17 protein-coding genes are annotated in these 25,307 nt (G+C 68.0%); 9 read left to right on the forward strand and 8 right to left on the reverse strand.

Annotated elements, in window-relative coordinates; translation table 11 throughout:
- Positions 1 to 17: 17 nt before the first annotated feature.
- The 5 genes from COA07_RS18450 to COA07_RS15165 form a co-directional block, all read right to left on the reverse strand.
- A complete protein-coding gene (locus COA07_RS18450; protein WP_245842186.1) occupies positions 18 to 242 on the reverse strand; it encodes a Fe-Mn family superoxide dismutase in 225 nt (74 codons plus the stop codon).
- Positions 176 to 733 carry a hypothetical protein gene (locus tag COA07_RS15150; protein WP_211280982.1) on the reverse strand — a complete coding sequence of 186 codons (558 nt, stop codon included), beginning with the start codon at positions 731 to 733 and terminating at the stop codon, positions 176 to 178. The genes COA07_RS18450 and COA07_RS15150 overlap by 67 nt, the downstream gene beginning before the upstream one ends.
- 24 nt (positions 734 to 757) lie before the next feature.
- A complete protein-coding gene (chrA, locus tag COA07_RS15155; RefSeq protein ID WP_066706686.1) occupies positions 758 to 2,161 on the reverse strand; it encodes a chromate efflux transporter in 1,404 nt (467 codons plus the stop codon).
- Entirely contained in the window at positions 2,158 to 2,988 is an 831-nt protein-coding gene (locus tag COA07_RS15160; protein WP_066706688.1) for a chromate resistance protein ChrB domain-containing protein, read from the reverse strand. Before COA07_RS15160 ends, chrA begins: the two co-directional genes overlap by 4 nt.
- 618 nt (positions 2,989 to 3,606) lie before the next feature.
- On the reverse strand, positions 3,607 to 4,938 hold the full coding sequence (locus COA07_RS15165) for a tyrosine-type recombinase/integrase (protein ID WP_066706723.1): 1,332 nt from the start codon (positions 4,936 to 4,938) through the stop codon (positions 3,607 to 3,609).
- Positions 4,939 to 5,340: 402 nt separating this feature from the next.
- Here COA07_RS15165 and COA07_RS15170 point away from each other — a divergent pair, with 402 nt between their 5' ends.
- The 5 genes from COA07_RS15170 (at position 5,341) to COA07_RS15190 (ending at position 13,264) form a co-directional block, all read left to right on the forward strand.
- Entirely contained in the window at positions 5,341 to 8,073 is a 2,733-nt protein-coding gene (locus tag COA07_RS15170; RefSeq protein ID WP_066706691.1) for a TonB-dependent receptor, read from the forward strand.
- A gap of 28 nt (positions 8,074 to 8,101) precedes the next feature.
- Positions 8,102 to 9,634 (forward strand): serine hydrolase domain-containing protein, encoded by a 1,533-nt coding sequence (locus COA07_RS15175; protein WP_066706694.1) that lies wholly within the window; start codon positions 8,102 to 8,104, stop codon positions 9,632 to 9,634.
- 91 nt (positions 9,635 to 9,725) lie between these two features.
- A complete protein-coding gene (locus tag COA07_RS15180; RefSeq protein WP_141396553.1) occupies positions 9,726 to 10,457 on the forward strand; it encodes an RNA polymerase sigma factor in 732 nt (243 codons plus the stop codon).
- A 135-nt stretch (positions 10,458 to 10,592) separates the two neighbouring features.
- Positions 10,593 to 11,858: a M20/M25/M40 family metallo-hydrolase gene (locus tag COA07_RS15185; protein ID WP_066706701.1), complete on the forward strand. Its 1,266-nt coding sequence runs from the start codon at positions 10,593 to 10,595 to the stop codon at positions 11,856 to 11,858.
- On the forward strand, positions 11,855 to 13,264 hold the full coding sequence (locus COA07_RS15190; RefSeq protein ID WP_245842187.1) for a CapA family protein: 1,410 nt from the start codon (positions 11,855 to 11,857) through the stop codon (positions 13,262 to 13,264). Before COA07_RS15185 ends, COA07_RS15190 begins: the two co-directional genes overlap by 4 nt.
- Here the strand turns inward: COA07_RS15190 and COA07_RS15195 are convergent.
- Positions 13,236 to 14,159, reverse strand: a complete 924-nt coding sequence (locus COA07_RS15195) for a LysR family transcriptional regulator (RefSeq protein WP_066706704.1) — start codon at positions 14,157 to 14,159, stop codon at positions 13,236 to 13,238. The genes COA07_RS15190 and COA07_RS15195 overlap by 29 nt on opposite strands.
- A gap of 167 nt (positions 14,160 to 14,326) precedes the next feature.
- On the opposite strand from COA07_RS15195, the gene COA07_RS15200 reads away from it, so the two are divergent.
- The gene (locus tag COA07_RS15200) at positions 14,327 to 15,481 is read left to right on the forward strand and encodes an NAD(P)/FAD-dependent oxidoreductase (RefSeq protein ID WP_066706707.1); all 1,155 of its coding nucleotides are present in this window, start codon (positions 14,327 to 14,329) and stop codon (positions 15,479 to 15,481) included.
- Here the strand turns inward: COA07_RS15200 and COA07_RS15205 are convergent.
- Positions 15,461 to 16,594 (reverse strand): ROK family transcriptional regulator, encoded by a 1,134-nt coding sequence (locus COA07_RS15205; RefSeq protein ID WP_066706709.1) that lies wholly within the window; start codon positions 16,592 to 16,594, stop codon positions 15,461 to 15,463. The genes COA07_RS15200 and COA07_RS15205 overlap by 21 nt on opposite strands.
- Positions 16,595 to 16,718: 124 nt before the next feature.
- On the opposite strand from COA07_RS15205, the gene COA07_RS15210 reads away from it, so the two are divergent.
- Entirely contained in the window at positions 16,719 to 19,253 is a 2,535-nt protein-coding gene (locus COA07_RS15210; RefSeq protein WP_066706717.1) for a TonB-dependent receptor, read from the forward strand.
- Complete coding sequence (locus tag COA07_RS15215) at positions 19,253 to 20,407, forward strand: YdcF family protein (RefSeq protein ID WP_096641312.1); 1,155 nt, start codon at positions 19,253 to 19,255, stop codon at positions 20,405 to 20,407. The genes COA07_RS15210 and COA07_RS15215 overlap by 1 nt, the downstream gene beginning before the upstream one ends.
- Before the next feature lie 853 nt (positions 20,408 to 21,260).
- Here COA07_RS15215 and COA07_RS15220 read toward each other — a convergent pair.
- Positions 21,261 to 22,742 carry an MFS transporter gene (locus tag COA07_RS15220; protein ID WP_373853903.1) on the reverse strand — a complete coding sequence of 494 codons (1,482 nt, stop codon included), beginning with the start codon at positions 22,740 to 22,742 and terminating at the stop codon, positions 21,261 to 21,263.
- Between the two features lie 116 nt (positions 22,743 to 22,858).
- On the opposite strand from COA07_RS15220, the gene COA07_RS15225 reads away from it, so the two are divergent.
- Complete coding sequence (locus COA07_RS15225) at positions 22,859 to 25,255, forward strand: DUF3772 domain-containing protein (protein WP_066711234.1); 2,397 nt, start codon at positions 22,859 to 22,861, stop codon at positions 25,253 to 25,255.
- The last annotated feature ends 52 nt before the right edge of the window (positions 25,256 to 25,307 follow it).

Raw genomic sequence — 25,307 nt, forward strand, 5'->3', positions numbered from 1 at the left:
GGGGAGGAGTGGCTGGTTTAGACTGCTATCGATGAGCGGAACCGCCGCGCGGCCTCCCGCCAGTCGATCGCCTTCATATAGGCGCCCACATAGGCGTCAGCCTTGACGCCATAGTCGATCGCATAAGCGTGCTCATACATGTCAAGTGCAAGGATCGGGGTCGCGCCGGCCAGCGTCATCGTGTGGTCCGCAGCCCATTGGTTGACCAGGCAGTTGTCGCGGTGGCTCCAGGTGAGCAGCACCCAGCCGGAGCCGCCGGCCAGCGCCTTGCCGACCCCAGCGAACTCGGCGGCCCACGATCGAAGCTGCCAAAGTCGCGCTCGATCACCTCTGCCAACGCCGCTGCGGGCGCAGTCGCCGTGCCGAAGCCAGCGAAATACAGCTCATGCAGGATCATTGAGTTCCAGGCGATCAACTCCTCGCGCTTCAGCCCACTGAGGGTGAAGCCTGGCGCGGTGGCAGGGTCCAGGCTAGCGAGTTGCGCGGTGATAGCGCCCAGGCGCTTCACCGCGCCGACATAGTTGTTGTCGTGGTGGCTCACGAGCAGCTTTTCGGACAGCCCGGGGATGGTCGCGGGGTTAAACGGCAGCGGCTGCGGCGAGAAGCTGCGTCCCGCGGCTGCGGGCACCGTGGCCGCCGCTACTGCTTCGCTGCCACGCCCAGCGACTGCGCCGACGCCGAGGGTAGCGCCAGCAGCGAGAAGGCGGCGGCGATCGAGGCTAGCTTCCGTCATGATGAAACTCCTTGGGCTGCGGAACTATCGGGTGAAACCGGCGAAGTGCAGGAGGATGCCTGCCGCCGCAGCGACGACGAGCGTGGGGATGGCACCGACCTTGAAGCGCAGCATCGCCAGGATCGCCGCCGCCGACAGCAGCAATGCCCAGAGATCGATGCTCGCAGGCACGGGCAGGTCCAGTCGGATCGGGCCTGTCGAGAAGGGCCGGACCGCCCGAAAGAGCGTGTGGATGGCGAACCACAGAGCGAGGTTCAGCACCACGCCCACCACCGCCGCCGTGATCGCCGAGAGTGCGCCGGCCACCGCGGCATTCCCCCGCAGCCGCTCGATGAACGGCGCGCCGAGGAAGATCCACAGGAAGCACGGCACGAAGGTCACCCAGGTGGCGATCAGCCCGCCCAGGGTCGCAGCCAGCAGGGGGTGCAGCATGCCGGGGGCACGATAGGCGCCCATGAAGCCGACGAACTGCAGCACCATGATCAGCGGACCGGGGGTGGTCTCCGCCATGCCCAGCCCGTCGAGCATCTCGCCGGGCTGCAGCCAGTGATAAGATTGCACCGCCGCCTGCGCGACATAGGCCAGCACGGCATAGGCCCCGCCGAAGGTCACCATGGCGAGCTTCGAGAAGAAGGTCGCGATCTGACTGAACACATGGTTCGGCCCCAGGCCGATCAGCATGGCCGCGACCGGCACCAGCCACAATGTCAGCCAGACCAGCGCCGTCCGCAGCGCCTGCCGCCAGGAGACCTGCGCATGCAGCGGCAGCTCCTCCCCCAGCAGCGTGTCCGCGTCTTCGACGATGGTTCCCTTGGCCGCGCCATGCCCGCCACCGACGCGGAACGCCGCCATGCCGGCGCGGGCGCCGAGGAACCCGATCAGCCCCGCCGCCAGCACGATCAGTGGAAACGGCACCCCCAGGAAGAAGATCAGCACAAAGGCGACTCCCGCCAGCGCCCGCATTACCCCATTCTTGAGCGCCCGCGCACTGATCCGCGTCACCGCCTGCAGCACGATCGCCAGCACCGCCGCCTTCAGGCCGAAGAACAGCGCAGAGACGATGCCAAGACGGCCATAGAGCGCATAGATCCAGGAGAGCGCCATGATGGCGATCACGCCCGGCAGGATGAACAGCACGCCCGCAACGATGCCGCCCCGGGTGCGGTGGAGCAGCCACCCGATATAGGTCGCCAACTGCTGCGCCTCCGGGCCGGGCAGCAGCATGCAGTAATTGAGCGCGTGGAGGAAACGGTGCTCGCCGATCCAGCGCTTCTCTTCGACCAGGATGCGGTGCATCACCGCGATCTGCCCGGCGGGACCGCCGAACGACAGGGCCGCGATCCGCAGCCAGACCCAAAAGGCCTGCCCCAGCGGAACGGGTTCTGGCCTGCGGCGGGCTGGGGCGTCTGACGCCACCGCTGCGCTCATGCCGGCACCCGCTTGGTGGCGGGCGTATGCGACGCCCAATCATGCGTCTCGCCCGTTGCGTCGCGGCACCAGCGATACAGCGCGTCATAGACCAGCAGCCCGGCTTCGAGGTGCTCGAGATCGTCGGCATAGGCGCGCGACAGCCCAAGTGAGATCGCCAGCAGCCCCGGCGCCTCGGGCGCGAGATCGGGGCAGCCGGTATCGGCACCCCGCACGATCGTCGCCAGCCGTTCCAGCGGCGCGAAACCGGTGAGCCCGAAGCCTTCGACCATCGCGTCGAACGTGCAGCGCTCGCCGTAATGCGTCCACTGCAGGCCGCCCGCCTGGATGTCGAAGGGCGTGGCGGCCATGCGCTCGGCGACGCCGAGCACGTCCGGCGCCGGCACGAACAGGAATTGTGCCTGCGGGTCGACGAATCGGCGGATCAGCCAGGGGCACGCGATCCGGTCCACCTTGGGCCGAGCGCGCGTCACCCAGAGCGTGCGGCCGGCCGCGTCGCGCGGCGGCAGCGCAGCGGTGTCAATGGTCGGCTGGCCTGCGGCGATCCAGGCGGACATGCCGCCTTCGAGTACCTCCGCCGGCGTGCCCGCCTGACGCAACCAGGCAGCCGCGCCTTGGCTGGCGGCGCGGCCATCGCCGCAGACGAGCAGCACGGGCGATCCCGGCCAATGCTCCAGCTCCGCGATGCCGCGGCGGACTGCACCCGGGATCAACTTTGGCAAAGCATCGAAATCAGCAGGCGCCCGAATATCGATGATTGCGGGGCCGCGGGGCGTGGCAACGAGACGGGCGAGCTTGTCGGCCGTGATGGCGTTCGTGGAAGGCATGACGCGTCCTCTGGTAGCTAGGGACACGATACTTCAGCCTGACGCCTCGTGGGGAGATCGCGTTCCCCATGCCGCGATTGAGCAGAAGGGGAAGACCAATGTCAAGCAGCGTGACGGGACTGATTGAGCTCCTCGCGCCACGTCGCGTCGTCCCGCCACCGTTCCCGTAAGCGTGCTGACGCAGAGGCTAGGCGCTCTCTTGCGTTCGCTTCCGGGGAGCCGGCCAAAGCTATCGAATGCCTGAGATTGGACGGGAGCCGCCAGTGCGGAAATCGATTCTTTGGCGCTACCGCCGATCAAGCGATTGTGGCCGCCAACGGCCGCTTTCGGTCCGAGCCGTCGTTCCCATCCCCCCGATGGGAACGGCTTAAGTTGGTCGTTAGCTGTCGTCCCGCGATTGATGAACAGACGGCCGCTATCGTCCTCGCGCGCCCGAAATCTGCCAGGCTGCTCACCACCATGAACGCACGTCTGAATTCCAGCAGAGAGGCATATGCTTCGAGCCCTTGGAGCGGCATCTCGAAGTCCAGCTCATGGCTTGCGCCCACGTTCAACAACGAGCGCCAACGAGGCGTGCACGCTGCTGCGTGCAGTGGCGTTCGTCGTGCGGCTTTCCGATCAGCCGTCACGTACGAGCTGGACCACTGCCCTGGCCGCAAGTTCATGAAAGCTGCCAGCGATATAGCGACCATAGTGGCGCTCAATCATGGCCACCGAGGTATCGTGCAATTCGGCGACAAGGCGGATCGGCAAGTTTGCACGTATGCCCCTAACGATGCTCGAGTGTCGTAGAGCATAGGGAACGATGTCCGGCAGCCCAACCCTTTCACGTATGACGCCCCACGCACGAACGATCTCAGTTGCCAACTCCCAAGCCCCCCGGCTCTCCTTCACCCACCGAATGCCCCCTGGCGCCTGCTTGCGTCGCCACCGCTGCAATAGCGGCTCAGAAGCCGAGCGTCCTGCCGCGACGGTCTTGAGCGCTTCCACGACGTCGGCCCCCAGCGGGACGGGAGTCTCACCGCCACGCTCGCGCTTACCCTTGTAACTAAACGGCACCATCAGGCGCGATTCACCGGGCAAAAAGTCGCCGACGCGAACACGCGCTATCTGCGAGAATCTCGATCCGGTCGCGGCAAGCACGAGAATGAGATGATACAGGTCTCCTTCCCATCCCTGCTCGGCGTCCACGTCACGGGCGACCTCGACGATCCGTGAGATCTGAGCGTCGTTGAGGATCTGGTTCTCGCGAGCAATCGGGTCTCGATCAAACGCGACCGCGTCGAGCCGCAGGCCATTCTTCACGATTTCGGGCAGACCTGCCGGCAACCCGTCTCGCTTGGTGGAATACGCTTCGTTCAAGGCTGCGCGTAGGTCGTTGATCAGGCGCCGTTGCGTTGCCTCTTTCAATTCGCCAGGCAGATCGCCGAGCCAGTTTCTCAGCTGTGCCTCAGTCAGCGCGTGAAGCTCGACATCAGCGAGGGGCGCACGTGCGATGGCGGCTCGGCGACCGGATGAGGCTTTGCCAATGACGTACCGTGTCAGCCGGTGATTTGCGTCGGATCGAACAGCCTTTCCGGAACGCGCCTTGTGTCGAGCGTCGCGCTTTCCAATGTAGGTTTCGATGGCCGAGCCTACGGTGGTCGGTGCGCCTTGAGCAGCCGCTCGTTCTGACGCTCTTGCACGCTCGACAAATGAGCGAGCCTCTCTGATCGCGGTATCGAAGCTCATCGTGCCTTCATGCAACTCGTCGTCGGCAGTGCCGAGGCTGGCCTGGCGATATCCCGCCCCCACACGCCACCGAACGAGCCAAGTCCCTCCCCTCACGCCCTTGCGATAGCCAAGGTGCACGTCCGGATCGACGCTTCGCCAGTAAGGGGTAGAGCTTGCCGCGAGCCGCTTACGATCCGCCCGTCCCGATATCCGATGCTCAATCAGCGTCTTCGCCACCACCCGCTCCACGAACCCATCAAATATGCGTCAAATATACGCTGACGAACTGGGGAGGACAATAACGGCGGTTTACCTAGTGTTTCGCGACGCCGGCGAACCTAAGCGAATGATCAAAATTTCAGATCTCGGCCCTCTCACGGCGAAAACACGGGTTCGAGTCCCGTAGGGGTCACCAGCGACATCAGTCGCCCGGCGCGTTACTGGCCCCCGAACGTCTGTGTTTCATGCCGTCGCTGCGCTGGTGCGGGCGGATTTGACACAGGACCGCTTTTAAGCCTGCACACCGCCCGTCACGAAAACTTCAAAAAATCCGCGCCCAGCGTTCGGAAACGTGCGGTGGCAACGTCCTGTCCTTCGACTTGGCCGCACCGGGGTGCGACATTCGTTCGGGGGGACAGCATGACGACCACGACCTATCGGCGTTCCTTGTGGCCTGCCGCCGCGGCCTGCGCGGTGGTGTGCGCCGGCGCGGCACAGGCGCGATCGGCCACCGATGCGAACGCCCTCGCCCAGGTCGCGTCGGCGACGGCGCAGGAAGACGATGCAGCAGCCAATCCGGACGTCGTCATCACCGGATCGCGCATCGACCGTGCCGGGTTCGACGCCCCCACCCCCACGACGATCATTGGCGGCGACGCGCTGCTGGTCGGCAATCGCCCGAGCATCGCGCAGGTCCTGAACGATCTGCCGCAATTCCGCGCGACGACCACGCCGACGACCAATTTCTCCGGCACCGCCTCCGGTTCGTCGCCCGCCGATCTGCGCGGGCTGGGCACCACGCGGACGCTGACGCTGCTCAACGGCCGGCGCTTCACTGGGTCGGGCGACCTCAACACCGTGCCGCAGGGGCTGATCAGCCGGGTCGAAGTCGTCACCGGCGGCGCGTCGGCCGCATGGGGATCGGGCGCGGTCGGCGGGGTCGTCAACATCCTGCTCGACACGAAGCTCGACGGGCTGGCGATCGGCGCGACGACCGGCGTCTCCTCGCGCGGGGATGCCTTTCGCTACGGGGTGGACGGCACGTTCGGCACGCGCTTCGCAGGCGGACGCGGCCACTTCATGGTCGGCGTGCAGTATTTCGATGACGAGGGCGTGCTCGACCGCGATTCCCGGCCGAACCTGGGCAGCACGACGCTCTACACCAACCCGGCCGGATCGGCGCATGCGTTCGTGATCGCGCCGGACGTGAACTATTCGAACGCCAGCGTCGGCGGCCTCATCACCAGCGGCGTACTGGCGGGCCAGACGTTCAACCGCGACGGAACGCTGCGCCCGTTCATCTACGGCAATCCACGCGGCAGCGCGGTGATGGTCGGCGGCGAAGGTACCAGCCTGCGCGACGAAACCGCGCTAGCCGCGCCCTACCGGCGGCTGAACGGCTATGCGCGGCTCAGCTTCGCCGTCGGCGATGCGACTGTCTGGACGGACGCCAGTTACTCGCGGATGCGCGCGCAATATCCGTTCTATGCGGAGAGCAATCGCGACAACATCACGATCTCGCGCGACAATCCCTTCCTGCCGGTCGCCGTCCGCAACCGGCTGATCGCGGCGGGTCAGACCAGCTTCCGGTTCGGCCGCGTGTTTGAGGATTACGGCTATCGCACCTACGGCTATACGCGGGAGACGGTCGACGCCGCGATCGGCGTCGACGGCAGCTTCGCCGGTGGCGACTGGCGCTACAGCGCCTATTACGGGCACGGCGAGTTGTCCGACGATCGCGGGTATTTGAACCAGAAGGTCACCGCCAATTTCAACCGCGCGATCGACGTGGTCGCCAACCCCGCCGGCGGCGCGCCGATCTGCCGCGTCGCGCTGACCGATCCGACCACCGCGTGCCGCCCGCTCAACCTGTTCGGGGAGGGCAATGCGGATCCGGCGGCGGTCGCCTATGCCTTTTCGTCGGGGGCGCACGTGCGCAACACGACCAAGCTGGACACCGCGATGGTCAGCCTGCGCGGCGATCCCTTCTCGCTATGGGCAGGTCCGGTGTCGGTGGCGGTCGGCGCCGAGGCGCGCTGGGAATCGATCGCGTCGAGCGACCTTGACCCGCTGTCCGCCGCCCAGGCCTTCACCACGTTCAACTTCTCGCTCATCAACGGCGGCTTCAACGTGAAGGAGGGTTTCGGCGAGGTCGCCGTACCGCTCCTCGACCAGCCGTTCAGCAAGATCGAGTTCAGCGCCGCCGGTCGCTACAGCCACTATAGCAACACCGGCAACGTCACGTCGTGGAAGCTGGGCGTCACCGACCGCGTGTTCGACGATCTTCTGCTGCGCGTGTCGACGTCGCGCGACATCCGCTCGGGCAGCCTCACCGAATTGTTCAACACGCGATCGACGACGCAATCGAACATCGCCGATCCGACGACGAAGACGACCTATCAGATCGTGACCTTCGGCGGCGGCAACCCGAACCTGGCGCCCGAAATCGGGCGGACGACGACGATCGGCGGCACCTTCTCGCCATCGTCGGTGCCCGGGCTGAACCTGTCGGTCGACTATTTCGACATCCGCATCAAGGGCGCGATCGCGACACTGAGCGGCCAGGACATCGTCACACGCTGCGCCAACGGCAATGCCGCGCTGTGCAGTCAGATCGTCCGCGCGAACGGGGTCATCACCACCGTCTTCGCGACGTTCGTCAACCTGGCCGAATATCATACGAACGGCCTGGATTTCGAGGCGTCGTACGATCTGCCGCTCAGCACCGTGTCGGCATCGCTGCCCGGCAAGCTGCGCGTCCGCGGGCTGGCGACCTATGTCGACAGCCTGACGACCGACGATGGCGTCAGCAGGATCGAATATGTCGGCGACGTCGGCGAGGCCGTGCCCTTCGGCACGCCGCACTGGCGCGGCAACCTGACCGTTACCTATGACGACAGCGTCTTCGGCGCCGATGCCCGCGTGCGCTATGTCGGCGGCGGGTTGTGGAACCACCTGCTGGATATCGAGAACAATGCGATTTCGGCCAAGGCGTATCTCGATCTCGGCGCGCGCGTGCGGATCGACGGGCTGACGCTGTCCGCCAACGTCACCAACGTGTTCGACAAGGATGCGCCGCCGACGACGACGGGCCAGATCCATTACGACCAGATGGGCCGGTATTTCTCGATGGCTGCGCGCATCGCGTTCTGACACGTTTCACGAACAGGGGGTTGGGGTGATGATACGGCATGGTCTGCTTATCGGCGTAACGCTGGCCGTCACCGCGCAGGCGACCGCGCAGCCGGTCGCGCTGCGATCGGTCGCGCGGGAGGCGGTCGATCCGATCTTCGCCCAATGGGCCGCCAATACCTCCCCCGGCTGCGCCATCGCGGTCGATCGCGACGGCCGGACCGTCCTTTCCCGCGCCTGGGGTATGGCCGACCTGGAACACGGGGTCCGCAACAGCCCGGACACCGTGTTCGAGGCGGGATCGGTATCCAAACAGTTCACCGCCGCCGCGGTGCTGACGCTGGTCGAGGCCGGAAAGCTGACGCTCGACACCGATGTGCGCACGATCATCCCGGAGCTCCCCGACTATGGCCGGGTCATCACGATCGACCAGTTGCTGAACCACACCAGCGGCCTGCGCGACTGGGGCGGGATCGCGGGGCTAGGCGGCTGGCCGCGCACGACGCGCGCCTATGACCAGGCCGATGCGCTGGCGATCATCGTGCGACAAAAGGCGCTCAATTACGCACCGGGTGCGGAATCGAGCTACACCAACACCGGCTACAACCTGCTGACCGAAGTCGTCCGGCGCGTCAGCGGGAAATCGCTGGCCGATTACAGTCAGGACGTATTGTTCAAGCCGCTGGGCATGACGCACAGCCAGTGGCGCGACGATTTCCGTCGCATCGTGCCGGGCCGTGCGCAGGCCTATGACAAGGCGGGCGGGCGATATCGGCAGGAGATGCCGTTCGAAAACACCTATGGCAACGGCGGCCTGCTGACGACGGTCGGGGATCTGCTGATCTGGAACCGGGCGCTGGACGGCGGCGCGCTGGGCGCGTTCGTCACGAAGAAACTGTCGGAGCGCAGCCGGCTGCGCGACGGCCGCCTGCTGACCTATGGGCGCGGGCTGTTCAACTACCGTTTCCACGACACGGAGGAAATCGCCCACGCCGGATCGACCGCGGGCTATCGCGCGTGGCTGGGGCGATACCCCGCCTATCGCCTGTCGATCGCGATGCTGTGCAATGCGAGCGATGCCGACAGCGGCATGGGGCGGAAGGTCGCCGCACTGTTTCTGCCGCCCTACGCCGAACCGCCGCGAACGGCGAAGACGCTCGATGGCCTCTTCGTGGATCGGGCGTCGGGGATCCCGCTCGACCTTGCGCGCTACAATGCGAACGAGAGCCGGGTGGTGTCGGCCGACCGCATCGAACTCACCGGGCGGGACGGCAATGTCGCGGTGTATCTGCGCACCCCGCCCGTCGCCGCCAGCAGTTTCGTCACCACCGATTACATCGGCACCTACGCCAGCGACGAGGTCGGCGCGACCTACGACATCGCCGCCCGGCCCGGCGGAGGGCTGACATGGACCATTCGCGAACGCCCCGGCGACGTGCGCGCGTTGGCGCCGGTCTATCGCGACGCCTTCCAGGGTGACGACGGCCTCGTCCGCTTCGTGCGCGATGGCGCCGGCCGGGTGATCGCGCTGACCGTCAGCATCGAACGCGCGCGCAACGTCCGGTTCGAGCGCCGACGCTGAGCGATGTTATGCGCGGACGTCATGCAAATCTGGAATAACCCGTTCGACATCGGCATTGGACGGCCGCCTGCATGACCGGCAGCATCCGGTCATGCAGGGGGAAAGACAGATATTCGAGGCCTATGGCCGGCGGCTTTGGCTGTTCGTCGCGGCGCGGACGAAACAGGCGGAGGATGTCGACGACATCACTCAGGAAACGTTCCTTCGCTTCTATGCCTTCTCGCGCAGCCATCTGGTGGAGCAGCCGCTGGGCTATCTCTACCGCATCGCGCTGAACATCATCATCGACCGTGCGCGACGCCGGACGCCGCTGGCGTCGGCGGCTCCCCTGGACGATATCGCCGAGCATCATCTGTGCGTGCGTCCCGAGCAGGAGGAGGCGCGCCGGCTTGCCGATCTGCAACGCGCCTATGCCGACGCGATCGCCGAAATGCCGCCCCGCTGCGCGGAGGTGTTCCGCCTGCGCCGGCACCGCGAGATGACGACCCCGGACGTGGCCGCACATCTGTCGATCACGCCGCGCATGGTGCAAAAGCACATGGTCCTCGCCATGGCGCACCTGCACGCCCGGCTGCGCGCCTATGTCGCGTGCGACGATCCCGTCGGCCCGGCCGGCGACAGCGTTCCCACGACATGCCAGATTGCCTCCAGTTCGCAGGCGAGCGCGCCGGTCCGCCGGTCGTCCAGCAAGGCGCGCAGCGCGGCGTCGGTGGGGGGGGCGTCGCCGGTGATCGCGACGACCAGCCGGCAAAGATCGGCACGCGCAACGGCATGCTGCGTCAACCGCGACATCGCACCTCTCCCTGTATCGACCGGCCTATGACGGATCGCGGTGGCCAATGCGAACCCGTGCGCGAAAATTCGCATTGCGCGACCTTCGCTTCCAACCCGATCCGGCGTCCTTGATAGAGGAAGCGGACGACGCGCTCTTGCCGGTCGTCGCTTGGGAGGGCCGTGCATGTCGTCGTCGTTGATCGTCGCTCAAATCCTTGCTGTTGCCGCCGCCAACGCGTCCGACGCGCACGCCCAGGCGGTGCTCGCCAGCCCCGGCTATCGCGCCACGATCGCCCAGATCGACCGCGAGCACGACCGCGTTGTGGACGATATCGTCACGCTGACGGAAATCCCCGCCCCGCCCTTCAAGGAAGCAGCGCGCGCCGCCACCTATCGCGCCATGCTGGAACAGGCCGGGCTGGAGAATGTCGAGATCGACGCGGAGGGCAACGTCCTGGGCCTGTATCGCGGCACCGCGCCCGCCGGCGGCCCGGTGGTCGTGCTGGCGGCGCATCTCGATACGGTCTTTCCAACGGGCACGCCGGTCAAGGTGCGGCGCACCGGCACGCGGCTGTCGGCACCCGGCATCGGCGACGACACGCGCAGCCTTGCCGTCATCGCCGCCTACGCCCGCGCGATGAAAGCGAACAAGGTGCGGGTCGGCACCGATATCCTGTTCGTCGGCAATGTCGGGGAGGAAGGGCCGGGCGACCTGCGCGGGGTGCGACACCTGTTCACGCGCAGCGCGTATCGCGACCGCATCCGCACCTTCATCTCGATGGACGGCACCGATGCCGCGCGGATCGTCACCGGCGGCGTGGGGTCGAAACGCTACCGCGTGACCTATACCGGCCCGGGCGGGCACAGCTACGGCGCGTTCGGACTGGTCAATCCGATGGTCGCGATGAGCCAGGCCGCGGTCGACCTGTACAAGATCACGGTCCCGACATCTCCCAAGACGACCTACGCCGCCAGCGTCGTGGGCGGCGGCACGTCGGTCAATTCGATCCCCAACGAAACCTTCATGGAATTCGACATGCGGTCCGAGGATCCCGGCGCGCTGGCTAGGGTCGAGCAGCAGTTCAAGGCGGTGGTGCAGGCCGGGGTCGATAGCGAGAATGCCGCGCGCAGCACGCGCGAGGGGAAGGTCGCCGCAGACCTCAAGGTGATCGGGGACCGTCCCGCGGGCAGCACGCCGGCCACCGCCGATATTGTCGCAATCGCCGATGGCGTCATCCGTGCCGGCGGCCTGACGCCCCAGTTGGTGGCGTCGTCGACCGATTCGAACATCCCGATGAGTTTGGGCATCCCCGCGATCACCATCGGCTCTGGCGGGTCGGGCGGCCGCGCGCACTCGCTGGACGAATGGATCGACGTCGACAAACCCGCCAGCCTGAAGGGGATGGGAATCGGCCTGGGTATCCTGTTCGCCGCTGCGGGGGCGAAGTGATCCCGCCGGTGGTGCGCAGCATCGCGGCGGGCGCTGCGCTCGCGGCGCTGGCGCCATCGGCGGTGGCGCAGGACCGGCTGGTCACGACGCCCGTCCCCACCTCCCCGATCGCCGGCGACTTCACCCTGGCCGCGACCGGGGACCTCATCTACCTGCGCCCGATGCGTGCGACGCTGGAGGCGCGCAGCCCCGACATGCTGCGGCTGCTGCGCGACGCGGACGTCACGTTCGGCAATTTCGAGACTACCGTGCTGGACCTAGCGACGACCAAGGCCGTCGCGCAGGCCGAATCGGGCGGCACCTGGATGCTCGCCGACCCGCGCGTGCCAAGGGACGTGGCCGCGCTCGGCTTCGACCTCGTCAGCCATGCCAACAACCATGCGACCGACTGGGGCGTGGAGGGGATGGCCGAAACCGGCCGCCGATTGGACGATGCCGGCCTGACCTGGTCGGGGACCGGCGGCACGTTGTCGGCGGCGCGGGCGCCGCGGTACGTCGATGTCGCGCGGGGGCGGGTCGCGCTCGTTTCGGCCACCTCGACGTTCACGCCGATGTCCCGTGCGAGCGACGCGGCCGGGGACGTCGCGGGACGTCCCGGGGTGAACGCGCTGCGCACGGTGCGCACCGCGCTCGTCACGCGCGACCAGTTCGCCGCGCTCGCCGCCGTCGCCGCCAAGTCGCCGCTGCGTACCGATGGCCGCGTCGGTGACGGCGTCACCTTGTTCGGCAACCGCTTCGCCGTGGGCGGCACGGGCGGCCGGTATCTGGACTATCGCTACCGGATCAACGCGAGCGACCTCGCCGCCAACCTGCGCGCCATCCGACAGGCGAAGCAGAACGGCAATTTCGTGATCTATTCGGTGCACAATCACGAACCCGGCAACGATTTCCAGGAACCCGCGAACTTCGCGGTGGAACTGGCCCATGCCGCGATCGATGCCGGCGCCGACGCCTATATGGGCCATGGGCCGCACCAGTTGCGGGGGATCGAGATCTACAAGGGGCGGCCGATCTTCTATTCGCTCGGCAACTTCGCGATGATGAACAACTCGCTCGATGCGGTGCCGGCCGACATGTACGACCAGTTCGGCGTCAGCCCCGACAGCGCGACCGTCCCGGAACTGCTACAGGCCCGCAATGCGCGGACGTTCGGCGATCCGAACCTGTATGAATCGGTGATCGCGATCACGCGCTACACGAACGGCGCGCTGAGCGAGATCAGGCTCTACCCGATCGACCTGGGGGTCGACATCAAGGGCGCCGATCGCGGCGTGCCGCGGATGGCATCGCGCGCGCACGGCGACCGCATCCTTACCCGTCTCCAGAAGCTGTCCGCCGCGCTCGGCACGACGATCCTTCTTCAGGACGGCGTGGGCGTCATCCGCGTGGCACCGCCGACGAAGTAGCGCCCTGCCCGCCCAGCGCCGGCAAGGTGCGCGCCGCTTCCCACACGCGATTGACCGCGGCCCTGTTCCGATCGAGCGAGCGATAGATGCGGATCTGCATCTGCACGTCCGCCCCCAGGTCGCACAGCTCCCCCCTGGCCAGTTCACGCCGGATCAGGCTTTCGGGCAGCCATGCTATGCCATGTCCGGCCAGCACCATCGCCTTCAGCATTTCGGCGATGGCATTGTCGTTGACGTGGCTGGCGGTAAGCTGAAGCCGCGCCGTCCGCGCCGCATGGACGCTCATGCGGCCAAGGAAGGAATTGGCGCCATAGGCCAGCAGCGGCGCACCATCGTCCAGCGCGAACAGCGCGTGACCATCGCGGCACAATGACGCCGCCAGCAGCCGGTCCTCGCCCAGGACGACGAACGGAAACCGTTCCGGGTCGATCGACAGCGGGATCGCATCGTGGTGGAAGGTCATCAGGAAGTCGCTCTTCCCCTCGACCAATGACTGCACGCAGTTGTGGAAATTGTCGGCCAGCACATCGGTCTTCAGCCGGCCGACGAGTTGCTCGATATCGCGCAGCCAGTCGGGAAAGACGCTGAGCGCCAGCGTGTGCAGCGCGGCGAAGCTGATCGTGCGGCGGGACAGCTGGCGACGCGACAGCGTGTCGTCGCGCGCGTCCTGCAACAGGTTCAGCACCTCGTCCGCGGTTTCGCGGAACAGCCGGCCTTCGGGGGTCAGCGACGTCGGATAGGTGCTGCGGTCGATCAACGCCGCGCCCAGCCAGGTTTCCAGTGCCTGGATCCTGCGGCTGAACGCCGACTGGGTGACGTTGCGCGCCGCCGCCGATCGCGAGAAGCTGCGCGTGTCGCACAGGCTGACGAAATCTTCGAGATGCTTCAGGTCCATCGGCCGCCCGTGATAGCGTGGATGCTACCCATCTGGTCCGACAGCGCCCGGCTTGTCAAAGCGCACGATGCCATGAGACCTCGACGTTCGCTTTGCGTCAGTGCGGACGTCTTCGACCGGTACTGACCATTCGGTGTCCGACGCGATGCCCAGGAGAGAATGCGGCAATGCCCGAGCGTGTGGACGTCATCATCATCGGCGGTGGTATCGCCGGCATTTCCGCGGCGGCACGGATCGCGCGCCATGCCAGCGCGGTCGTGCTGGAGGGTGAATCGGCACTGGGCTATCATTCGTCGGGACGCAGCGCGACCTTCTACCATTTCGGCATCGGCAACGATGCGGTCCGCGGGATGACGGCGGCGAGCAGCGACTTCTTCGCCGCCCCGCCCGCCGATTATGCCGAAGGTCCGCTGTGGACCGAAAAGCCCGCGCTGTTCATCGCCGACCGCGCGTCGCTTCCTGATTTGGAGGCGCTGCATGGCGAAATGGACCGCTTCGTCGACACGATCGAGCGGATCGACGCGGCCGCCGCCGCCGCGATCGTCCCGGTGCTGAAGACCGGCGACGACGGGGTCGTGGCCGCCCTCCTCGACACCGGCGGGCGCAAGCTCGACGCCGATGCGATGCTGCAGGCCAATGCGCGCGCCTTTCGCCGGGCGGGCGGGACGATCCGGTTCGATTCGCCGGTGACCGGGCTTGCCCATGATGGCGATCGCTGGACGGTGGACACGCCCGGCGCCACCTACTCGGCGCGCATCGTCGTGAACGCGGCGGGCGCCTGGGCGGATGCGGTGGCGGGCATGGCCGGGGTGCGCCCACTGGGCCTCACGCCGCTGCGCCGCACGATCATCGGCTTCGACCCGCCGGACGGGCTGGCGACCGCCGACTGGCCGTTCCTGAAGACGGTCAGCGAGGACGGCTTCTACATGCTGCCCGACGCCGGCCGGCTGCTGGCTTCCCCGATGGATGTGACCCCATGCGAGCCATGCGACGTCCAGCCCGACGATTACGACATCGCGCTGGCCGCATGGCGCGTCGAGGAAGCGACGACGCTGACCGTCGGGCGCGTGGCGACGCGCTGGGCGGGACTGCGCAGCTTCGTCCGCGACAAGGTGCCGACCGCCGGTTTCGCCCCCGATGCGCCGGGCTTCTTCTGGCTGGCGGGACAGGGTGGCTATGGCTTGCAGACGTCGCCGGCGATGGCGCGCGCGGTCGAATCGCTGATGTTCGACCTGCCCTGGCCAGAGGAGCTCACCGAGCGTCAGGTCCGCGCCGACCAGATACGACCCGAACGCCTGCGATCAGCTTCTCGTGATGGATGAATGGATCGGCAACAGCGCAGCGCCCAGCGCCGAGCCGGCCCCGCCCAGCTGCGAAATCTCGATCGCGCAGCGTCCGGTCTCGCTTTCGGCGGTGTGATCGCCCCAGACGACCGCGCCTCGGTTCAGCCGTTCCGCCAGTCCGTTCATGATCGCCGCCGGCAGCGGTGACATGAGGCGGATCGCGCCCGGCTCCAGCCACGCCAGCGCCGAATTGACCGTCGTCAGCAACTGATCGGCGGCGCGATCCAGCCAGCATTCGATGACCGCTTCGTAACCGGGGATCGCCATTTCGAAGTCGGCGAGCGAACGGACGCTGCATCCCGCGGCCTGGAGCGTCGCGATCAGGTCCAGCGTCGTGGGGCGCGGCAGATCGCCGGGGTAGAACATGCCGATTTCCCCCGCGCTACCGGATTCGCCGCGCATCAGCCGCCCTTCGTGGATGATCCCCGCACCGACGCCATGCCCCAGCAGGATCACCACCGCTGTGGTGCAGCGCCGGATCAGCCCACCGAGATAATATTCGGCCAGCGCAGCGGCGGTCGCGTCATTCTCGATCCAGACGGGCAGTTGCAACGCCCCCTCGAAGATGTCGCGCAGCGGCGCGTCCTTCCACCCCGGCAGGTTGCGCACGATGTGCCACCGGTTTCCGTCCCGCGACAGCGCCGGCCCCGGCGCCGCGAAGCCGACTCCGTACAGCCGCCCGCCGAGCAGGCGATGCTCCAGCGCCAGCTGATGGATGCGACGGTCGACGTGCCGCGCGAAGCCCGGCGGATCGGTCAGCTCGATCGTCTCGGATGTCAGGGCGATGACCCCGCCGGCATAATCGACCACCGCGATCTCCAGAATCCCGGCGTACAATGCCAGCCCGATCGCATAACCGCCGGCCGGCGAAACCCGCAGCGGCACCGTGGGTCGGCCGCGCCCCGCCAGCGCCTCTGCCGGCAATTCCTCGATCAATCCCCGCGCCAGCAGGCCGTGGGTCAGCCGCGATACCGCCGCGTTGCTCAGCTGCAACGTGCGGGCAAGCGCGGAGCGTGACTGCGCACCGCCGGTCCGCAGCTGCCACAGCAGCCGCTTCTCCTCGTCCAGCAATGTCTGTTCGGCGCGTCGCATGGTGAGCGGCCGGTACCAGCCGATCCGGCATCTCGCGATTAATTTTCGCCGGAATAAATAATTCCGTCATGCGCGGGCAGCATCGGCGCTGACAACAGACAGGGTTTCCAGGGGGAATGTTCCGATGAAGAAGTATCAACTCGCCGCCGGCTGTGCCGTCGCGGCGCTGGCCCTGCTGGCCCTTCCGGCCGCAGCGCAGACCGCCACCACGACGGCGACCGGCGGCACCGCGACGGCGACCGCATCGGCACAGGATGCCGCCGATGCCGACGCGCCGGCAGAAGGCGACATCATCGTCACCGGCTCGGCACGCGCGCAGCGGCGCTTCGACGTGTCCTACGCGGTCAACTCGCTGAGCCAGACCGACGTGCAGAAGGTCGCGCCGAAAAGCTTCGCCGACCTGCTCGGCACCGTCCCCGGCATCCAGGTGGAGGCCACCGGCGGCGAGGTGCAGAACGTCACCCGCGTGCGCGGCATCCCGACCGATCGCGGCTACCTGATCTTCCAGCAGGACGGCCTGCCGCTGTACCACGAGATCGACGGCGTCTTCTTCAACTCCGGCGAAGGCATGAACCGCTACGACCTGATGACCGAGCGGGTCGAGATCGTGCGCGGCGGCCCGGCGCCGATCTACGCCAGCAGCGCGGCGGCGATCGCCAACAACATCACCGTGACCGGCGGCCCGCAGGCGCGCGGCAAGGCGCAGGTGACGCTGGGCGACACCGGCCTCTACCGGCTTGATGCGATGCAGTCGGGTCCGGTCGGCGAGAACACCTATTTCGCGATCGGCGGCTTCCTGCGCCAGCATGACGGCTATCGTTACGCCGGCTTCCCCAGCGACAAGGGCGGTCAGATCCGCGCCAACCTGAAGCGCGATCTCAGCAACGGCTCGGTCAAGGTATCGGTCGAGTATGTCAACGACCACAACCTGTTCTACCTGCCGATCCCGACCAACGATCCGCGCAACCCGTCCGTTTCCCTCAACCCGTACATCGACTATTTCACCGGCACGCTGAACTCGCCGTCGCTGCGCAACGTCAACATCAAGTATCGGGACGGCGCCGGTGCGCTGCAGACGATGCAGCGCGACCTGTCGAACGGGCGCCATATGCGCTTCTTCAACGCCGCGATCGACTATGATGCCGATTTCGACGGGTGGGAGGTCGCCGCGAAACTGGGCGGGACGAAGGGCAAGTCGAGCTTCGACGCCTTCTATTCCACCACCAACCCGGCCGACGCAAACACCTTCGCCGCCAATTACCTGACCGCCGCGCGCACCGCGTTCGGTGCCAATGTCGCGCGCCTGGGCTATGCCTTCGCGGGCACCAACGGCGCGTCGGTCTATGATCCCGCCACCGCATCGGGGCTGGTCATGTCGGGCCAGTATCGCGCGTCGGAATCGGATTTCTATTCGGTCCAGGGCGACGTGAGCGTCACGCGCAAGTTCGAAACCGGGATCGGCACCCATGACGTGCGCGTCGGCGTATACGGCGCCTTCTACGGCAACACGCTGCGTCAGGCGTATCAGGACATGCTGATCGAGGTGCGCAGCCAGCCGCGCACGCTGGACCTCGTCGCCTATTCCGCGACCGGCCAGGTGCTGGGTTCGGTGACGCAGAACGGCGTGCTGCGCTACACCACCACGCTCAACCAGGGCGAGGGCGATGCGCAGATGATCGCCTTCTACGCCAACGACACCTGGGAAGTGACCGACGGCCTGCGTGTCGATGGCGGCATCCGCACCGAACGCTACAGCTACAAGGGGATCGCGCTGCCGACCACGCAGGTCAATCTGGGCGACGCGACGACGCTGGCGGACGACACCACACGCGCCTTCACCGGCCAGGTGCTGGACCAGCGGCTGAAACCCAGCGCGACCAACTGGACGGTCGGCGTGAATTACGACCTGAGCAACAATTTCGGCGCCTATGGCCGCATCTCGAACCTGGAGGTGCCGCCGCAGCTCGGCGTCGTCACCGGTATCAACGCCGCGATCGTCAAGACCAAGGCGCGGCAGTATGAGGTCGGGCTGAAGGCCAGCTTCGGGCCGCACTATCTGTATGCCACCGGCTTCTACACGAAGTTCAACCCCTTCAACGCCTCGTTCGCGGCGTTCAACCCGGTGACCGGCCGCAACGACCAGGTATTGCCGTTCATCGGCGAGGCGTCGGTCAAGGGCGTTGAGGTGGACGGTCGCGTCGCGCCGGTCCGCTGGTTCTCGCTCACCGGATCGGTGACGTGGCAGGATCCGGAATATGCCAACCTCCAGAACACGTCAGGCGCCGATCCGGCGGCGGTGAACGGCAAGCAGATCATCCGCGAGGCGAAGTTCTTCGGCAACCTGCGGCCCAGCTTCGACTTCGACCTGGGCGAACAGCGGGTGTCGGTGTTCGGCCGGTACGAATGGGTCGGCCGGCGCTATGTCGACCTGTTCAACCGCACCGCGATGCCGGGATATCAGACCACCGGTGCGGGCGTGTCGGTCGATCGCGGGCCATGGCATCTGCAGGTGGTGGGCGACAATCTGTTCAACGCCCATGGCCTGACGGAGGGCAATACCCGCACCGATCAGTTCGCGGGTCAGGGGACGTCGCAGGCGATCTACGGGCGCCCGCTGTTCGGCCGCAACTTCCGCCTGATCGTCAGCCGCAGCTGGTGATGCGGGCATTGCTCTGCGCCGGCGCGGCGACACTGGCGGCGCTGGCCGCTCCCGCTACGGCGGGGGTGGTCGGCGACGGCCAGCTGGCCGCGCTGTCGGCACGGTTGTTCCCGCTGCTGGATGCGGCCGGACGCGATCCGGCGGCGCTGGAGCGTCTGGCGACGGCGCCGGGGATGCAGGCCATCCTGCGGGGCCGACGCGCGCGCCGCGCGGCGTGCGGCACCGACCTCACCTGCCGGGCGCAGGCGCTGCTGTGGAACGACCAGGAGGCGGGGGCGGTGCGCAGCGCCGCCGCCGCCACGACGCTGACCGACGCCGACGACGGCCCCGCCGCGCAGGCCGATCGCGAGATCGCCGGTATCAACGTGATCGTGCGCACCTACGCGCTGGGCGCCCCGCCCGCCACCGCGATCGACGGCCCTGGCACGCTGTCACCGCAGGATCGTCAGGCCCGCCTCCAGGCCGCCGACTGGCTGGCCGACGCGCCCCGCGCGGGATCGGCGCAGTCGTTCGACCCCAGCATCGACTATGCGCTGGCGCTGCTCGACGTCAGCGATCGCACCGATGCGATCGGGCACGAGCCGCTGTCCGGCGGTGCCAATGCCGCCGCGATGGCGCGCACGAAAACGCTCGACTGGCGGCGCTATCGCTACGGTGCGATGATCGTGACCGGGGTGGGACCGGAGATCGACGGCGAGCGGCTCAGCCCGTTCGGCAAATACCACCTGCGCCTCGCCGCGCAGCGGTTCGCGCAGGGCGACATCGCGTTCATCATCGTCAGCGGCGGCCGCGCGCACCCGCGCGCGACGCCGTTCACCGAGGCGGATGAGATGCGCAAGGCACTGATCGAACGCTATCGCATCCCAGCCGACGCGATCGTCAGCGAACCCTACGCCCGGCACACCACCACCAATCTGCGCAACGCCAGCCGCCTGTTGGCGCGGATGCACGCGCCGGCCGATGTCGAGACGATCATCATCTGCAATCCGCTGCAGAGCAGCTACATCGAGAGCGCGCGCTTCACCGAACGCAACGCGGCGGAACTGGGCTATCAGCCCGGCCGGGTCGTCCGGCGGGTGTCGCCGACCGAACTGGTGTTCCGCCCGGCGCGCGCCGCCGATCGCGTCGACCCGCGCGACCCGCTCGATCCCTGAAAGGAACCGCCATGCGCCGCCTCGCGCTCGCCGCCGCCCTCGCCACCACTCTCGCCGTCGCGACCGTCCCCGTCACCGCTCATGCCTGGGGGGTCAGGGCACATGCCGTGATCGACCGCGCTGCGATCCAGGCGATCCCGAACGACGGCCCGGTCTTCCTGCGCCGCCATGTCGACTATATCGCGGCATCGGCCTCGCTGCCGGACACGTGGCGCGACGATGCGGAAGGGTTCTCGAAGATCGCGGAGGATCCCAACCATGGCTGGTTCCGCGAACAATTCACCTTCCTGAGGCCGATCCCGCGATCGCGCCACGAATTCGTCCTGGCGCTGTACAGGCGATATCTCGCGATCAAGGACGCGGACCCAGCCACCGCGGCGCGCACCAACGTCCGCTGGACCGGCACGCTGCCCTATGCCGCGGTCGAGGCCTATCAGCGGCTGATCGTGTGCATGCGCGCGGTCCGCGCGGCGCGGGCCAGCGGCGGTGACGTATCGGTTCCCGAACAGCAATGCGCGTTCGAGGCGATCCTGCTGGGCCATTACATCGGCGACGGTTCGCAGCCGCTGCACGTATCGATCCATTCCGACGGCTGGCGCGGCGCCAACCCGAACGGCTACACCCGCGACCGCAGCATCCACGGCCGGTTCGAAAGCCGCTTCGTCGACGCGATCGGGCTGACCACGGCGGATATCGCGCCGCGGATCGGCGCGCCGGCGAATCGGCAGGGCGACATGTTCGATGCGGTGCTGGCCTTCCTCGACACGTCCGGCAACCGGCTTGAGCGGGTCTACCAACTGGAAAAGCGCGACGGCTTCGCCAACGCCAACGATAAGGACGTGCGCGCGCTGGTCTACGAGCGGGCGGCGGTGGGCGCGGCGATGCTGCGCGACATGCTCTGCCGCGCCTGGGCGGAAAGCGCGGTGCCGCCGGCGAAGGTATCGCCCTCGCCGCTCGACCCGTCCAACCCGCGCTTCAACCCCGAAACCGGATCGGCCCCCGCCTGACGCCGCGCCAGCGCGCACAGCAGGCGCGCGTGGCGGGCGTGATCCAGTGTGAAGCCGCGCAGCAGCCAGATCGCCAGCATCGCGCCGGCCATCGGCACCCCCAGCCCAAGGGCGACCATTGCCGCCCGCACTACCGGCGGCTGGACCGTGTCAGGTACGTAGCCGATGCGATACAGCACCCAGCCGATCATCGCCGTGGAGGCGGCACCGCTCGCCTTCACAAGGACGAGGTAGAAGGCGAACAACCCGGTTTCGAACCGGCGGCCGTGGCGCCATTCGACCACATCGACCGCGTCGGCCAGCAGCCCCCATGGCAACATGAACACGCTGGCAAAGCCGACGCCGGCCAGCGCCGCGCTCGCCAATTGGCCCGGCGGCCATGCCAGGCTGAGCGCGAAGCACAGCAGTCCGCCGGCGCTGACCGCATGGCCGGCGACGAGCAGCCGGGCCTTGTCGAAGCGATGCGACAGCGCGGTAAAGGCGATCACCCCGACGAACTGCCCCGCGGTCATCGCCCCCAGCAGCGCGGGGACCGACGCCGGCCGGGCCACGACATAGCCGCCCAGATAGATCAGCATCCGCCCGAAACACGGCATCGCAAAGCCTGTCAGCAGCGCCAGCGCCCCCATCCCCAGCACCATCGGATCGCGCAACGGAACCGCGATCCGGTCGCCCCGCAACTCATCGGCGCCGCCGCTCCCGTCACGTCGGCCGGACGACCACACGCACAGCAGCATCGTCACCGCAAAGGCGACGCCGACCGCGAACCCGGTGACGGCCAGCGCCCCGAACTGCCCGGCGCGTCCCGCCTGCTGCACGATCGGGGTCAGGACCGCGGCGATCAGCAAAGCGCTGGCGGTGCTGAAGAACAGCCGGTATCCCGACACGCGCCCGCGTGCGCGGCTGTCGCGGCTGACCTGCGCCATCAGCGCGTTGTGCGGGACGTCGACGACGGCATAGGCGCCCCGGAACACCAGGATCGCCGCCGCCAGCATCCATGGCTGGTGGAGGCCCAGCGCGGGCATGGCGTAGATCAGCGCGAACGCCGCCCCGCACGGTACCGCCGCCAGCGCCACGATCCAGCGATAGCCGCGCCCCGCCGCGCGACCGCGCAGGACCATGCGGGCCGCTGCCAGATCGAAGATCAGGTCGCCCATCACCGCGAACAGCATCAGCGCCGCCGCACGCGCGCCGCCCAGCCCCAGCACATCGGTCAGCAGGAACAGGATGGTCAGGTCCGCCGCGCCGAACACCAGCGCCTTGCCGAAATTGCCCGACGAATAGGCCAGCATCCGCCCCTCGGCGGCGACATGGGTCATCGAAGGCATGGCGTGCGCGCACCTCAAGCGGCCGGTTTCGGTCGCCGCGTACGGCCGATCATGGCCTTTGCGCAACGGTTGTTCTATCGACGCGCGCCATGACGCGAAGCAGCAGGCGCGAAGCGATGACGATGCGGGTGGCGCGGTGGTGCGCGATGCTGGCGGCGGGGCTGCTGCTCGCCCCGGGAACAGGCATGGCGCAGCCGTCGCCGGTGGATGCCGCCACGGCGCAGCTGGCGCAGGCGGAAAGCGACTTGCGGTCCGTCGATCGCGCGCTGGACGGCCGGATCACCCCGGACCAGCGCGCCGACCTGCGCGATACCGCGACCGGCGCGCGCGGCGCCGCACTGGCCGCGGCCAGCCAATTGTCGCAACAGCTGGCGCTGATCGACGCGCGGCTGGCGCAGCTCGGCCCCTCCCCTGCCGCGGGCGAGGCGGCGGACATCCGCGGCGAGCGCGCGCGGCTGACGAAACAGCGCAACCTGCTCGATTCCGCGGTCAAGCGCGGGCGCCTGCTGGGGGTCGAAGCCGATCAGCTGGCCGACGAGATCACGCAAAGCCAAGCCGAACAATTCGGGCAGATGATCTCTACCCGCGTCGCCTCCCCCGTCACGCCAGCCTTCTGGTCGGCAGTACTTCATGCCGCACCGCGCGACACGCGGCGGGTGGCGATGCTGGTCGCGCACGGCGCCGACAGCGTCGCACAGGGACGCCGGGGCGCGCTGCCATGGGCGGCAGTGCTCGGGCTGGCGGCGGCGGTCGCGATCATGCTGCCGGGCCGGCTGGCCGCGCAGCGCCTCGCGCTGCGGCTGCTGATCGACGGCGCGCCGGGTCACCGCGTCCGGCGATCGGCCAATGCGATCTGGCGCATCCTGGTCGGTACGCTGGCGCCGCTACTGGCGACGGGCGCGCTGGTGGCAGGGCTTCGATGGTCGGGGCTGCAGCCGCAGGGTTGGGATACCCTGTTCGACGCGCTGGTCGCGGCGGCGTCGTTCGCCGGCTTCGCCGCGTCCACCACCGGCGCGCTGCTGATGCGGCACCAGCCGACGTGGCGGGTCGCGCCGATCGCCGACGACGTCGCGCATCACCTGCGCCCGTTCAGCTGGCCGCTGGCAGCGCTCGTCGCCTTCGCGATCCTGGCGCAGGCGGTGATCACCGCCACCGGGATCAGCGGCGCCGCGGTCAGCGCGACGCAGGTGGCGGAAGTAATGCTGCACCTGGCGCTGATCGTCGGCGCGCTGGTGGCGGTGGCGCGGCTGCGCGCCGCGCGGGCCGACGCCGATGCGGACACCCCTGCCCGCGCCGGGCTGGGCGCCGCTTCCGTGGTCGCATGGGGGATGGTGGCGACGGCGCTGATCGCGCTGCTGATCGGCTATCTGGGCTTCGCGCTGTTCGTCGTCCAGCTGGCGGCCTGGGCGGTCATCCTGGGCAGTGCGGTCTATCTGCTGATGGCCGCGGTGGACGATATCGCGGTGACCGTCTTCACCCGCGACAGCCCCGCCGGGCGCATCCTGTCGCGCGCGCTGGGCGTGCGCGGCACGTTGATCGACCAGTTCGGCGTGCTGCTGTCGGGCGTGCTGCGCGTGATGCTGGCGATCGCGGCGCTGGGCCTGCTGTTCTTCCCGTTCGGCGCGGGCGACGGAGTCGGCTCGATGTTCGGCCGCCTCGCGACGCTGGCATCGGGGGTGACGGTCGGCGGGATCTTCATCTCGCCGGGTGCGATCCTGCGCGGGCTGGCGGTGCTGTTCATCGGCCTGACGCTGCTGCGTGCGTTCATGCGCTGGCTGGAGGGCAAGTTCTTGCCGGCGACCGACCTGGACGGATCGGGGCGCAATTCGATCAGCCTGGTCGCGCGCTACGTGGGTGTCGCGCTGGCGGTGATCTGGGCGCTGGCGTCGCTGGGGATCGGGGTGGAGCGGATCGCGCTGCTACTGTCGGCGCTGTCGGTGGGTATCGGCTTCGGCCTTCAGGCGATCACCTCGAACTTCGTGTCGGGGCTGATCCTGCTGGCGGAGCGGCCGATCAAGATCGGCGACCTGGTGCGGATCGGCACCGACGAAGGCGACGTGAAGCGGATCAGCGTGCGATCGACCGAGATCGAGCTGCCGGACCATTCGACATTGATCGTCCCCAATTCCGAACTGATTACCAAGACCGTCCACAACAAGACGCTGGCCAGCCCGCTGGGGCGCATCCAGATCCAGTTCTCGATCCCGATCGAGGCCGATGCCGATGCCGCGCGGGACATCATCGCCAGCGCCTTTGCCGCGGAGGAAGCGGTGCTGGACGATCCCGCCCCCGCGGTGTTCATCGATTCGATTGTCGACGGGCGCGTGTTCTTCAACTGCTTCGCGCATGTCGCCAGCCCGCGCGCCGCCTATCGCACGCGCAGCCAGCTGTTCACCGTCATCCTGCGGCGTTTCCGCGAGGACGGGATCGAATTGGGCACCGTGCCGCAGCGGATGGAGCTGATCCGCACGCCGGGCGATCCGCTGCCACCGCAGACGCAGCCCCCCGCCTAGCGTATCCGAGGCTGATCCACCGCAACCGCAGATGAATTTTCTTACCCCGTGC

Source organism: Sphingomonas adhaesiva (assembly GCF_002374855.1).
GTDB classification, from domain to species: Bacteria; Pseudomonadota; Alphaproteobacteria; order Sphingomonadales; family Sphingomonadaceae; genus Sphingomonas; species Sphingomonas adhaesiva.